Annotated in this window: 9 protein-coding genes and 1 pseudogene; 7 read left to right on the top strand and 3 right to left on the bottom strand. The window is 74.6% G+C overall.

The window, feature by feature from the left end; all coding sequences use genetic code 11:
• Positions 1-5 precede the first annotated feature (5 nt).
• Together ABZ693_RS16355 and ABZ693_RS16350 are read right to left on the bottom strand one after the other, a co-directional pair.
• On the bottom strand, positions 6-572 hold the full coding sequence (locus ABZ693_RS16355; protein ID WP_359877051.1) for a hypothetical protein: 567 nt from the start codon (positions 570-572) through the stop codon (positions 6-8).
• Positions 573-625: 53 nt separating this feature from the next.
• Positions 626-1,420 (bottom strand): glutamate racemase, encoded by a 795-nt coding sequence (locus tag ABZ693_RS16350; RefSeq protein ID WP_359877048.1) that lies wholly within the window; start codon positions 1,418-1,420, stop codon positions 626-628.
• Between the two features lie 58 nt (positions 1,421-1,478).
• Here ABZ693_RS16350 and ABZ693_RS16345 point away from each other — a divergent pair, with 58 nt between their 5' ends.
• The 5 genes from ABZ693_RS16345 to ABZ693_RS16325 all read left to right on the top strand — a co-directional run bounded on the left by ABZ693_RS16345 (position 1,479) and on the right by ABZ693_RS16325 (position 8,179).
• On the top strand, positions 1,479-2,678 hold the full coding sequence (locus ABZ693_RS16345) for a glycosyltransferase (protein ID WP_359877045.1): 1,200 nt from the start codon (positions 1,479-1,481) through the stop codon (positions 2,676-2,678).
• Between the two features lie 374 nt (positions 2,679-3,052).
• Entirely contained in the window at positions 3,053-3,721 is a 669-nt protein-coding gene (locus ABZ693_RS16340; protein ID WP_359877042.1) for a DUF6643 family protein, read from the top strand.
• A gap of 96 nt (positions 3,722-3,817) precedes the next feature.
• Positions 3,818-4,663 (top strand): MOSC domain-containing protein, encoded by an 846-nt coding sequence (locus tag ABZ693_RS16335; RefSeq protein ID WP_359877039.1) that lies wholly within the window; start codon positions 3,818-3,820, stop codon positions 4,661-4,663.
• 140 nt (positions 4,664-4,803) lie between these two features.
• A complete protein-coding gene (locus tag ABZ693_RS16330) occupies positions 4,804-5,529 on the top strand; it encodes an Rv1733c family protein (RefSeq protein WP_359877037.1) in 726 nt (241 codons plus the stop codon).
• Positions 5,530-5,746: 217 nt separating this feature from the next.
• Positions 5,747-8,179: a right-handed parallel beta-helix repeat-containing protein gene (locus ABZ693_RS16325; protein ID WP_359877034.1), complete on the top strand. Its 2,433-nt coding sequence runs from the start codon at positions 5,747-5,749 to the stop codon at positions 8,177-8,179.
• Here the strand turns inward: ABZ693_RS16325 and ABZ693_RS16320 are convergent.
• Positions 8,152-10,602, bottom strand: a complete 2,451-nt coding sequence (locus ABZ693_RS16320; RefSeq protein WP_435842437.1) for a hypothetical protein — start codon at positions 10,600-10,602, stop codon at positions 8,152-8,154. The two genes, ABZ693_RS16325 and ABZ693_RS16320, sit on opposite strands and share 28 nt — an antisense overlap.
• Before the next feature lie 470 nt (positions 10,603-11,072).
• Between ABZ693_RS16320 and ABZ693_RS16315 the strand changes: the two are divergent.
• Together ABZ693_RS16315 and ABZ693_RS16310 are read left to right on the top strand one after the other, a co-directional pair.
• Positions 11,073-11,894: pseudogene (locus tag ABZ693_RS16315) on the top strand (DeoR/GlpR family DNA-binding transcription regulator); the annotation flags it as partial.
• 170 nt (positions 11,895-12,064) lie between these two features.
• Positions 12,065-12,517, top strand: a complete 453-nt coding sequence (locus tag ABZ693_RS16310) for an SRPBCC family protein (protein ID WP_359877029.1) — start codon at positions 12,065-12,067, stop codon at positions 12,515-12,517.
• Positions 12,518-12,522: the final 5 nt, after the last annotated feature.

Genomic DNA, 12,522 nt, shown 5'->3' with positions numbered 1-12,522 from the left:
CGGGTTCAGACGCTCGCCGGGCCCGTCGGGGCGGGCGGCGCGGCGCGCCGCAGAAGGCCGCGGATGGCGTGGACGCCGGATTCGGCGTCGTCGACGGTGACGGTGAAGATTCGGCCGTCGCCGAGCCGCAGCACCAGGCCCTCGCCGCGGCGGACGATGACGGCCGTGCCCTTCTCGGGGCGCCAGCGGTAGCCCCAGCCGCCCCACTGACGCGGGGTCACGGCGGGATCGAACTCGGCGCCGACGACGTGGGAGAGGGGGATGCGGCGGCGCGGGACGCCGATGTGGCCGCAGCGGACCTCCATGGCGTGGTCGTCGACCCGGACGGCGACCTGGACGAAGGCGAGGGTGCCGAAGAGCACCAGGAGCCCGACGGCGACACAGCCGATGACGGCCATGAGGAGCGGCGCGATGCCGGAGGCCCAGGAGGAGACGACGGCCAGTCGGATGCCGAGGGCCAGGCAGGCCGCTCCGCCGACGGCGGGCAGCCACTGCATCCGGTTGGTCGCGCGACCGGTCCAGACCGGCGGCGCGGGACCCTCGGGGCCGGGGCGCGGCGCGTGCTGCCTCATATCGCCAGCCTACGCACGTTCCCGCGATACGGCTCCTCAGCGCACGCGTACGGTCACACTCCGTGTGCGAGCGGCGCCCCGGCCGCGAGGCCGCGGCCCTCGGCGTAACCGAGCGCGGCACGCGTCAGCTCGCCGGTCCGGCCGCTGAGCAGCACGGTCAGCGTGCCCGTGGGCGCGGCCTCGGGGGTGGCCTGGGCCCCGATCCGGCGCAGCGCCTGGGCGGCGACGGCGCCGGCGGAGCCGCGCAGCACGACGGGCGGGCGGCCGGTTCGGCGGAGGGCCGCCCGGATGGGTTCGGCGACCAGTTCGTAGTGGGTGCAGCCGAGGACGACGGCGCGGACGTCGGGGGGCGTGAGGGCGGCCGCGGCGGCGACGGCCGCGCGGACGGCGTCCTCGTCGCCGTGCTCGACGGCGTCGGCGAGACCGGGGCACGGCACCTCGGTGACCTCGGCGGCGCCGGCGAAGTCGCGGATCAGTCCGCGCTGGTAGGCGCTGCCGGTGGTGGCGGGGGTGGCCCAGATGGCGACCTTGCCGCCGCCGACGGCCGCGGGCTTGACGGCGGGCACGGTGCCGATCACCGGAATGCCCGGCTCCAGAGCGGCGCGGAGGGCCGGCAGGGCGTGGACGGTGGCCGTGTTGCAGCCGACGATCAGGGCGTCGGGGGCGTGTGCGGCGGCGGCCCGGGCGACGGCGAGCGCGCGCTCGGTGAGGTCCTCGGGAGTGCGCGGGCCCCAGGGCATGCCGTCGGGGTCGGAAGAGATCACGAGGTCCGCGTCGGGCCTCAGGCGACGGACCGCCGCCGCAGCCGGGAGCAGGCCGATTCCGGAGTCCATCAGTGCGATCTTCACCCTGTCACCCTAGCCGACCCCCCTTCTTCACCCGTCGATCTGGGGCAGACTGCGGCGAATGAGCCCGCTTTCGTGGATCGCGACCGGTTCCCTCGCCACCTGGGTGTGGCTGCTCCTGGGCCAGGGTTTCTTCTGGCGTACGGACCAGCGCCTCCCGGCCCCCTCCCAGGCGCCCGAAACTCCCGCCGAGTCCCCCGGCGACCCGTGGCCGCGGGTCGTGGTGGTGGTCCCGGCGCGGGACGAGGCGGAGGTACTGCCGCTGAGCCTGCCGTCGCTGCTGGCGCAGGACTATCCGGGGCCCGCGGAGGTGATCCTGGTGGACGACGGGAGCACCGACGGCACCGGGCGGCTGGCCGAGGAACTGGCGCGCGGCCGGACGGGGCTGCCGCTGGCGGTGGTCCGGCCGGGTGAGCCGGAACCGGGCTGGACGGGCAAGCTGTGGGCGCTGCGGCACGGGATCGCGCTGGCACGCGCGCGTGAGCCGGAGTTCCTGCTCCTGACGGACGCGGACATCGCCCACGAGCCGGACAGCCTGCGCCTGCTCGTGGCGGCCGCGACCGGCCACCGGCTCGACCTGGTGTCACAGATGGCCCGGCTGCGGGTGGCGAGCGGCTGGGAGCGGCTGATCGTGCCGGCGTTCGTCTATTTCTTCTGCCAGCTCTATCCGTTCCGGTGGATCAACCGCCGCCGGCCGCTGGCGACGGCCGCCGCGGGCGGCTGTGTGCTGCTGCGCGCGGACACCGCCGAGCGCGCGGGGGTACCGGAGGTGATCCGGCAGGCCGTGATCGACGACGTGTCCCTGGCCAAGGCCGTCCGGCGGGCCGGCGGTCGCGTGTGGCTGGGGCTCGCGGACCGGGTGGACAGTATCCGGCCGTATCCGGACCTGGCCGATCTGTGGCGGATGGTGGCGCGCAGCGCGTACGCCCAGCTGCGGCACAACCCGCCGGCGCTCCTGGGGACGGTCGCGGGCCTCGCGCTCGTCTATCTGGCGCCGCCCGTGACCCTGGCGGCCGGGCTGCTCACCGGCGACGGGCCGGCGGCGTGGGCGGGCGGGGCCGCCTGGGCGGTGATGACCGGCACATACCTGCCGATGCTGCGCTACTACCGGCAGCCGCCCTGGCTCGCGCCGCTGCTGCCCTACACCGCCCTGCTCTACCTGCTGATGACGGTGGATTCGGCCGTCCGGCACTACCGGGGACAGGGCGCGGCGTGGAAGGGCCGGACGTACGCCCGCCCCGAGGCGGCGCCGGACCGGTGACCCGTCGCGAAACCAAGAAAATCCGGCGCCGAAACGAACACGGGGCCAATTAAGGCGACTTCATGTTTCTCCATCCGGCCGGAACCGACGGAGAATTTCCACGCTCTTCACTCTCCGAGCACGAACATCTTCCCTCCGTCATGTGCGACACCGCGTCAAGATTCTTTTATACGGGGCAGGAAGGGGTCTTCCGGGAGGTTCCGCGACCGGCGGGTAACCCCTTCCGAACTCGGCTTTTCCAAGATCAGTGACCTGGACCGCGACCTGTTTTGCCGGATTCGCTCACATTGCCGGGTGGCGGTCGTGGCCAAACCGGCGAACAAGCCCATGGGCCGGGCTCCCCAATCGGCACATCGTGGGCTTAACTTATGGCCATGACCTCCCCGCGCTCCGCCTACGGAGGCGGTTACCACACCGCGCCGTCGTTCACCGAGACCCCGATCTACGACTCCCTCGTCGCAGAGCGGGGCACGCCCCAGATCGCCCCGATCCGGGTGAACTCCCCCTACGACACGGGCAGCGGCTTCCCAGGAAGCAGCAGCTACCCGCCCGCGCTCCCCTCGGCGCTGCCCGCGCTCCCGGCCGCGCCCTCCCCGCAGCCGGCGCCCCACCCGGCGCCCGCGCCGGCGCCTCCGTACGGCGGCAACACCGGTGGCGGCTACGGCTATCCGCACCCCGCCGCGCAGCCGCAGCGCCCCCAGCTTCCGCAGCTCCCGTCGGCGGCGCCGATGTCGCCCGCGGCGCATCTGACGCCGGCCGCGCAGATGTCGCCCGTGCCGCTGCCGAACACGCCGACCCCGTACATCCCGCAGCAGCCCGCCGTGCCGCGCGGCTACCCGGCCCCGCAGGCGCCGCAGCCGCCGCGTCCGATGGCGGGCGGATACGAGGCGATGCGCCCCGCGGCACCCCGTCCGGCCCCGGCCCCCGCGCCCGCGCCGTACGAGGACCCGTACCAGCAGCCCCACCAGGGCCGCGGATACGACGGCCAGGGATACGACGGCCGCGGATACGACAACCGGGGGTACGACGGGCGAGGGTACTGACCGCCGGGAGTACTGACGGCCGGAGGCACCGACCGCCGGGGGCGAGGCGAGAAGCCGAGCTTCACCGCCCGGCGGGGCGGCTGGCAGGATGCGGACATGCCGATTCCTGTGTTGCGCTCCGTCCATGTCCACCCGGTCAAGGCACTGCGCGGGTTCGCCCCCGCCGAGGCGGAGGTCCAGCCGTGGGGACTGGCCGGTGACCGCCGCTGGGCTCTCGTGGACGACGCGGGCAAGGTCGTGACCCAGCGCCGGCACGCACGGCTGGCGCTGGCATCGGCGGCGCCGCGCCCGGACGGCGGGGTCACCCTGTCCGCGCCCGGGCGCGAGCCGCTGACAGTGGAGGCCCCGGCCCCCGCCGGAGCGGACGGGGAGGGCGACGGCACCCTCCCCATGGAGATCTTCGGCACCGTGGTCCGTATGGTCCCCGCGATCTCCGAGGCCGACGCCTGGTTCAGCGCCTACCTGGACAGCGCTGTGCGCCTGGTCCATCTGGACGACCCGGCCCGCCGCCGCCCCATCGACCCGGAGTACGCGCTGCCGGGCGAGACGGTCAGCCTCGCCGACGGCTATCCGCTGCTCGCCACCACCACCGCGTCCCTCGACGCCCTCAACTCCCTGATCGCCCAAGGCGATCACGCCGACGAGGGCCCGCTGCCGATGAACCGCTTCCGGCCGAACGTCGTCGTCGACGGCACCACGCCCTGGGCCGAGGACGGCTGGCGGCGCCTCGCCATCGGCGACGTCGTCTTCCGGGTGGCCAAATCCTCCGGCCGCTGTGTCGTGACCACCACCGACCAGAGCACCGGCGAACGCGGCAAGGAGCCGCTGCGCACCCTGGCCCGGCACCGCAAGGACGGCAGCCGGCTGATCTTCGGGCAGAACCTGGTGCCCGAGCACCGGGGGATCATCCGGGTCGGCGACCCGGTCGAGATCCTCGACTGACCCCATCCGCCCCCACCACGCCCCCGCCACGCCCCCTCACGAGAACGTCTCCGGCGAGCGCGGAACCCACCGCCGGGTCACACTCGTTGGAAGACCGTGAACCGCCGATGGGCCGTCGACGAGACGAGGGGGTACGGAGCGTGCGCGCTGCCACCGGGCTCTGGCGCTGGCGGCACAATCCCCTGCGCAGGACCACGGACCTGATCGAGGCATGGGTGGCGCTGACGGCCGCCGTTCTGCTGTTCCTGGCCGTACCTCTGGCCGGCTGGGCGGCGGGGGCGTCCGCCGACGCCTCGCTCCGGCGTGAGGCTCGGGCCCAGGCACGGGAGCGCTTCCCGACCGTCGCCCGGGTGCTGCGGACCGCCGACCGGGCCGACGAGCGGACCGAGGGCCGAACCGACGGCCCGACCGACGACCGGACCGCGGACGGAGCCGGCGCCCCGGCCGAGACCCCGGCCACCGACAAGGCCGCGGACCAGGCCGCCGACCGGAAGACCGAGCGGTCGGCGGCGGATCCGGCCGAGGGACGGCGGCTGAGACCCTCCGTGGTGGCCGTCTGGACGGCGCCCGACGGCACCCCGCGTGCCGGCACTCTGACCACCGGCCGTCAGCAGGCCCGCCCCGGCGTCACCTTCCCGTTGTGGACCGACCGGTCGGGCCGGGTCGTGACGCCCCCGATGACCGATTCGGCCGCCCGGGCGCACGCGGTGATCACCGGCTTCACGGTGTCGGTGTTCGCCGCGTTCCTGGTGGAGGCGGCCCGCCGGCTGACCCTCCACCGCCTGACGCGACGGCGGTACGCGCGCCTCGACCACGCCTGGGCCCAGGCCGGTCCGGACTGGGGCCGGACGGGCACCGGCAGCTGACTCCTTGGTGGGACAGGGGGCCGACCGGTCAACCCCGCGGCGCCACGCGCGCTACGGTGGGTCGTCGGAACCGGGTCACCGGTTCCGGCTTCCCGGATCATGCCTCCCTCGTCCCCGGTCCCGGATCCGAGCTCTCGGATGCGGGACGCACCCGCGCGGACACGGGTTCCACGGTCCGGTCCAGCGACGACGCACGAGGTGGGGGCAAGGCACACCCATGGCACAGGGCACGGTCCAGGTGACGCACACCGGTACGTCGCGGTGGCGGCGCCGCACGGGCGAGTACTCCACCCTCGCCGCCGCCCTGGAGGCCGCGGGCGACGGCGACGTCCTCACGATGTCCCCCGGCACGTACCGGGAGAACATCGTCGTCCAGCGGGCCATCGTGCTGCGCGGCGGCGACGGCTCGACGGGTTCGGTGCGGATCGCGCCGGCCGACGGGGTGCCACTGACCGTACGGGCCTCGGCCACCGTGCAGGACCTGCACATCGAGGGGCAGGACGCGGCGGCCCCGGCGCTGCTCATCGAGGACGGCACCCCCGAACTGCTCGATCTGCGGATCTCCACCCGGTCGGCGGCCGGTGTGGAGGTGCGGGGCGCGGCCCGGCCGACGGTCCGCCGCTGCACGGTCGACAATCCGGCCGGCGTCGGCCTCGCCGTACTCGACGGCGCGGGCGGGGTGTTCGAGGAGTGCGAGGTGGTCCGGGCCGGGCAGTCCGGGGTCTCGGTGCGCGGCGGCGGCCATCCCCGCCTGGAGCGCTGCCGGGTGCACCACGCGTCCGGCTCCGGGATCACCGTCACCGGCGAGGGCAGCGGCCTGGAGGGCATCGGCTGCGAGGTGTACGAGATCAAGGGCGCCGGGCTCCAGATCGCGTCCCGGGCCAGCGCGCACCTCACCGACTCCAGCGTGCACCGCACCTCCGCCGACGGCATCACCCTCGACACGGACGCGGTGCTCACCCTCTCCGACTGCGACATCCACGACATCCCCGAGAACGCCGTGGACCTGCGCTCCCGTTCGGTGCTCACGCTCACCCGCTCGACGGTGCGGCGGTTCGGCCGCAACGGTCTGTCCGTGTGGGACCCGGGGACCCGGGTGGACGCCAACCAGTGCGAGATCCACGACAGCACGGGCGACTACCCGGCGGTCTGGGTGAGCGACGGCGCGACCGTCGTCCTCGACTCCTGCCGGGTGCACGACGTACCGGACGCGCTGTTCGTCCTCGACCGCGGCTCGCGCGCGGACGTCGTCGACAGCGATCTGTCGCAGGTGCGCAACACGGCCGTGTCGGTGAGCGACGGCGCGACGGCACAGCTCGACGACTGCCGGATCCGGGAGGCGTCGACCGGCGCCTGGTTCCGGGACCACGGCAGCGGCGGCAGCCTGGGCGGCTGCACCATCGACGGGGTGCAGACCGGCGTCATCGTCACCAAGGGCGCCGACCCGACGATCGAGCGGGTCACGGTCAGCTCGCCCGCCGAGGCCGGCTTCTACGTGTCGGCGGAGGGCCGGGGCACCTTCCACGGCTGCCGGGTGACGGGCAGCGGCGGCTACGGCTTCCACATCATGGACGGCTGCCGTACGACGCTGCGCAAGTGCCGTACGGAGCGGTGCGCGCGCGGCGGTTACGAGTTCCCGGAGGTGGGGCCGGTCTCCGAGGACTGCACCAGCGACGAGAGCCAGGTGCGCACGCCCGCGGCGGCCGAGCCGGGCACCGTCCTGACGGCCACCCGGACCGGCGGCCTGCTCGGCACCGTCCCCTCCCCCCGTCCGGCCGCACCGGCCCCCCCGGTCAGCACGCCCGCGGCGGCGCCCGCAGAGGAGTCCGCCGGGCCCGCCCGTCCGTCGCAGGACGTGCTCGCCGAACTGGACGCGCTGGTGGGCCTGGAGAGCGTCAAGCACGAGGTGCGGATGCTCACCAACATCATCGAGGTGGGCCGGCGGCGCCAGGAGGCGGGCCTGAAGGCGGTCTCCGCGCGCCGCCATCTCGTCTTCACCGGCAGTCCCGGCACGGGCAAGACGACGGTGGCCCGGCTCTACGGCGAGGTGCTCGCCTCGCTCGGGGTCCTGGAGCGCGGCCATCTGGTGGAGGTGTCCCGGGTCGACCTGGTCGGCGAGCACATCGGCTCGACCGCGATCCGTACCCAGGAGGCGTTCGACCGGGCGCGCGGCGGGGTGCTGTTCGTGGACGAGGCGTACGCGCTGTCGCCGGACGACTCGGGACGGGACTTCGGCCGGGAGGCGATCGACACCCTGGTGAAGCTGATGGAGGACCACCGGGACGCGGTCGTGGTGATCGTGGCCGGGTACACGGCGGAGATGGAGCGGTTCCTGACCGTCAACCCCGGCGTGGCATCGCGTTTCTCACGGACCATCACCTTCTCGGACTACCTTCCGGAGGAGCTGCTGCGGATCGTGGAGCAGCAGGCGGAGGAGCACGAGTACCGGCTGGCGCCGGGCACGAACGAGGCGCTGGTCAAGTACTTCGCCGAGCTGCCGAAGGGCCCCACCTTCGGCAACGGCCGTACGGCGCGCCAGACGTTCGAGTCGATGGTGGAGCGGCACGCGGGCCGGGTCGCCGCGCTCGCGGATCCGAGCACGGACGACCTGACCCTCCTCTTTCAGGAGGACTTGCCCGAACTCCCTTGAGGGGACGCGTCGTTGTCGCGCTGCCGGGGCAGCGCGGGCGGCAGCCGGTCGAGCAGGGCGGCACGCGCGGCGGCGAAGGCCGGGTCGGCCTGGTAGTCGGAGTGGCCCAGGATCGGTTCGGGCAGCGGGTGTTCGCGGGTGCGCCCGTAGACGACGGGGTCGAGCAGCGCGGGCCGGTCGACGGGCGGCCGGCCGTCCTCGGCGGGGACCCGCATCGGACCGCCGATGGGGTCGGTGGCGCGGAAGAGGTTGCTCCAGCAGTGCACGGTGCGGTGCAGGCCGGACAGGGCCTCGGGACCGAAGTAGGCCGGGAACCAGCGCCCGTAGAGCCGTTCGAGCGGGGAGCCGTACGTGAGGAGGGCGACCCGCGAGCGGGTGGCGGGCGCCAGTTGCCAGACCGCCGCCGCGGCCAGGACGCTGCCCTGGGAATGGCCGGAGATGACGAGCCGGCCGCCGGTGCGCCGGGTCCAGGAGCTCATCCGCCAGGTCAGGTCGGGGACGGCCCGTTCGGCGTAGCAGGGCGGGGCGAAGGGGTGGGCGGCGCGCGGCCAGAAGGTGCCGACGTCCCACAGGATGCCGATGGTGCGGCGGGCCGACTGGTCCTTGTAGGCGCGGCGGCCCCAGGTGACGAAGAGCAGGAAGCCGAAGCCGACCATCCAGGAGCCGAGCGCCTGGGCGGCGGTGGCGGCCGAGGTGATCGCGGGGTGGGCGCCGTCGAAGGCCCGCCCGGGGACGTTGCCGCTGGCCCAGGCCCCGGCGACGGACGCGGCGCCGAGGAGCAGGGTGGCGCCGGCGACGACGCCGACGAGGACGGGCGCGGAGTCGGTGAGCCCGGCCCCGGCCCGTACCGCGGCGATCCGGTCGGTACGCAGCCGGTCCCGGTCCCGGTCGGCGGTGCCGTAGTCGGCCTCGACGACGGAGCGGGTCCGGCGGGCGGTGACCAGGGTGCGGGCGACGAGCAGCGCCGTCGGCACGAGCAACAGCAGGAGCAGGACGGGGATGACGGACGCCTGCCAGCTGAGCAGGACGGGCGGTCCGGTGATCAGGCCGTCGCCGGCGCCGGGGGTACCGGATCCGTCGAGCCAGTCGGCCATCCGCTGGGCGACACCGCCCGTCATGACGCCGCCGAGGGCACAGGCCAGCATGGCGACGGCGGGACCGCCGAGTCCGCGCAGCGCGGTGCGCGGGTCCCGGCGCGGGCGGGCCAGAAGCAGGGCGACCACGCCGAGGGCGGCGACGAACGCGCCCTGAGCGAGGGTGAGGAGACCGAAGACGGTGTCGCCGGGGAGGGTGCCGGAGGAGCGCCAGCCGGGGCGGGCCCAGGCGGCGTGCACGGCGGTGAGCACGAGCAGCAGCAGGGCGGCGCCGGGCAGCCAGGAGACAAGGGCGCGTTCGAGGGTGAGGTCGAGCCGGCGCTCGCTGCGGCCCCGGCGGCAGATCACCCACAGGACGACGACGGCGAGGACGGCGATCCCGCCCTGCAGAGTCCAGCCGAGGATCTCGCGCAGGGTGCCGTGGGCGGTCCGGTGGTCCTGGGGGGCCGTGGCCCTGGCGAGCGCGGCGGCGACGGTGAGGAATCCGGCGGCGGTGTGCGCGGCGCGCAGCCGGGCGACGAGCCGGCGCCCGTACCAGAAGCCGGGGCGGCCGAGGGCCGGCCGCGGGACGGCGGGCGTGGCCGGGACGGTTCCGGCCTGGGCGGTTCCGGCGGGGGTCGCGGGGTCGGCCGGGGCGTCGGAGTCGTAGCCGACGGGCGGGCGCTGGGCCTCGTACGCGCTCCAGGTGCGGTTGGACAGGTACCAGAGCAGCCCGACGAGCGCGGCGGGCGCGACGGCGGCGAGGGCGAGCCGGCGGCCGGGCGCCGACCACCAGCCGCCGCGCTCGGCGGACAGGAAGCCGAGCCAGGAGCGCTGCGCGGCGCAGGCGCCGGAGCCCGCGCACTGCCAGGCCGTCAGGTCGAGGGCGACCTCGCAGACGGCGGCGGTCAGCAGCACGGTGAGGGTGAGCGCGACCAGCCGGACGAGCACCCCGTAGAGGCGGACGAGCCCTGGCCGGCCCTCGCTGGGCGGGCGCATCCAGTGGGCGAGGTTGGCCACCATGAACGGCAGGAGCAGCAGCCACAGGGCGCGGGCGCCGTTGCCGGAGGTGAGGTTGGACCAGCAGTACGCCTCGGGGACGGGCCCGTCGGCGTAGCGCTCGGGGTGTTCGTCGGCGTCGACGTCGTCCCGGCGGCGGTGCATGGCGGCGGTCTTGTCGCCGGTGATCCGCACGGTGCGCGGGTCGTCCAGCATGTCGGCCGCGGTGGTTCCGCCCACGCCGTGGACGAGCAGTTCGAGCGCCGCACCCCCGCTCTTCGGGTCGGGTGTGGCAGAAGACAATGCGGGGACTCGCTTCCTGGGTGGGAGGATCGGGAGGACGGGGTCCATGTCCGGAGTCCGGGGTGCGGATTCCGGGGCACGGATTCGGGTGCGGAGTCCGCGGTGCGGGATCCCGGGGTGCGGGATCCCGGGGTGCGGGATCCCGGGGTGCGGGATCCCGGGGTGCGGATTTTCGGAGTGACGCGCTCCGGGTCCGGGTCGGGGACCCCGCGCGGGGGCGCCGCGGAAATCCGGGAGAATGCGGGGAGGACGGCAGGAAGGCCCGGAAGGATGGTCCGGACGGACGGAAGACGGCGACGACGGCAGCGGGTATCAGGATCGCGGACGGACGGGCCGTGGAGCGCGGTCCTCACCGGATCCGCCGCCCTTCTCCTCTCCTACCCCGCACCATGCCCGCCCGTTCACCGGCGGGACCGGATTTTCGTCCCCTCGCCCCTCTGTTCGCTTCTTCGTCCCCTCCGAACCGTCCCCGCATCACTTCCCCCACGTTCAGCTTCCGGAAAGGACCGGCCCCGATGGTGAGTGACCATCAGAACCTGCTCGCGGAGCAGCGGCGCGCGCTGATTCTCGACGAGGTGCGCCGGCGCGGAGGTGTCCGGGTCAACGAGCTGACCCGCCGCCTCAACGTCTCCGACATGACCGTCCGCCGCGACCTGGACGTCCTGGCCCGGCAGGGCATGGTGGCGAAGGTGCACGGCGGGGCGGTACCGGTGGTGGAGGCGAGCACCCACGAGCCGGGCTTCGAGGCCAAGTCGGCGCTGGAGCTGGACGCCAAGGAGGAGATCGCGCGGGTGGCCGCCGCGATGGTGCGGCCGGGTACCGCGATCGCCCTGTCGGGCGGCACCACCACGTACGCGCTGGCCCGGCATCTGCTGGACGTACCGGATCTGACAGTGGTGACGAACTCGGTGCGGGTCGCGGACGTCTTCCACGAGTCCCGGAACATCAGTTCGGGAGGCGAGTCGCGGCCCGGTGCGGCGACGGTCGTCCTCACGGGCGGGGTACGGACTCCGTCGGACGCGCTGGTCGGCCCCGTGGCCGATCAGGCGATCCGCTCGCTGCACTTCGACGCCCTGTTCCTCGGGGTGCACGGCATCTCGGTGGCGGCCGGCCTGTCGACGCCGAACCTGGCGGAGGCCGAGACCAACCGGCGGCTGATGCGCTCGGCCCGGCGGGTGGTGGTGGTCGCGGACCACACCAAGTGGGGGACGCTGGGCCTGAGTTCCTTCGCGCGGCTCGACGAGGTGGACGTGCTGGTGACGGACCGGGGTCTGTCGGACGAGGTACGCGCCGAGATGGCCGAGCACCTGCCGGGACTGGTCGTCGCGGGCGAGGAGGCGGGCGGCGGACCGGTCTCCGGGCAGGAATCCGGGACGGGATCGGGGACGAGATCGGGGCCGGAGTCCGGGACCCGGTCCGGGGCGGCCCCGGGTCAGGTCTCCGGGGACGCCGTCGCGCCGGGCGGGGCGCCGGGCGGCGGTTCCGGTGCGAGCAGCGGGCCGGCGTCGGGATGAGCCGCTTCCGGGTCGAGCGGACCGTGGCGCTGCCGCCCGCCGAGGTGTGGCGCCGCCTCACCGACTGGCCGGCGCACGGCGAACGGATCCCCTTCACCCGTACGACCGTGCTCACACCAGGCCCGAACCGGGTCGGGACCCGGTTCACGGCCCGGACCCGGGTGGGCCGGTTCGGTTTCGACGACCCTATGGAGATCGTACGGTTCGAGCCACCCGGCCCCGAGGGCCGGACGGGCGTGTGCGGGCTGGAGAAACACGGCCGGGTGGTCCGCGGCCGGGCCGTCTTCGAGGTGACCGGTACGGGTCCGGGCAGCCGGGTCGTGTGGCGGGAGGAGTTGCGGCTGCGCGGCGTACCGGGCGTGCTCGATCCCGTACTGGCCGCGGTGGGACGGGTGGTCTTCGGCCGGGCGCTCGACGGCCTGCTGGGAAACGGGACGGCCGTCGGCTAAGGTGT

The organism is Streptomyces laurentii, assembly GCF_040635425.1.
GTDB lineage: Bacteria > Actinomycetota > Actinomycetes > Streptomycetales > Streptomycetaceae > Streptomyces > Streptomyces laurentii.
The sequence above is the reverse complement of the archived record's forward strand: the minus strand, read 5'-3'. Positions and strand labels throughout refer to the sequence as shown.

Coding starts and splice junctions, on each gene's coding strand:
- ABZ693_RS16355 (WP_359877051.1), bottom strand. CDS start 572: ATGAGGCAGCACGCGCCGCGCCCCGGCCCCGAGGGTCCCGCGCCGCCG.
- ABZ693_RS16345 (WP_359877045.1), top strand. CDS start 1,479: ATGAGCCCGCTTTCGTGGATCGCGACCGGTTCCCTCGCCACCTGGGTG.
- ABZ693_RS16340 (WP_359877042.1), top strand. CDS start 3,053: ATGACCTCCCCGCGCTCCGCCTACGGAGGCGGTTACCACACCGCGCCG.
- ABZ693_RS16335 (WP_359877039.1), top strand. CDS start 3,818: ATGCCGATTCCTGTGTTGCGCTCCGTCCATGTCCACCCGGTCAAGGCA.
- ABZ693_RS16325 (WP_359877034.1), top strand. CDS start 5,747: ATGGCACAGGGCACGGTCCAGGTGACGCACACCGGTACGTCGCGGTGG.
- ABZ693_RS16320 (WP_435842437.1), bottom strand. CDS start 10,602: ATGGACCCCGTCCTCCCGATCCTCCCACCCAGGAAGCGAGTCCCCGCA.
- ABZ693_RS16310 (WP_359877029.1), top strand. CDS start 12,065: ATGAGCCGCTTCCGGGTCGAGCGGACCGTGGCGCTGCCGCCCGCCGAG.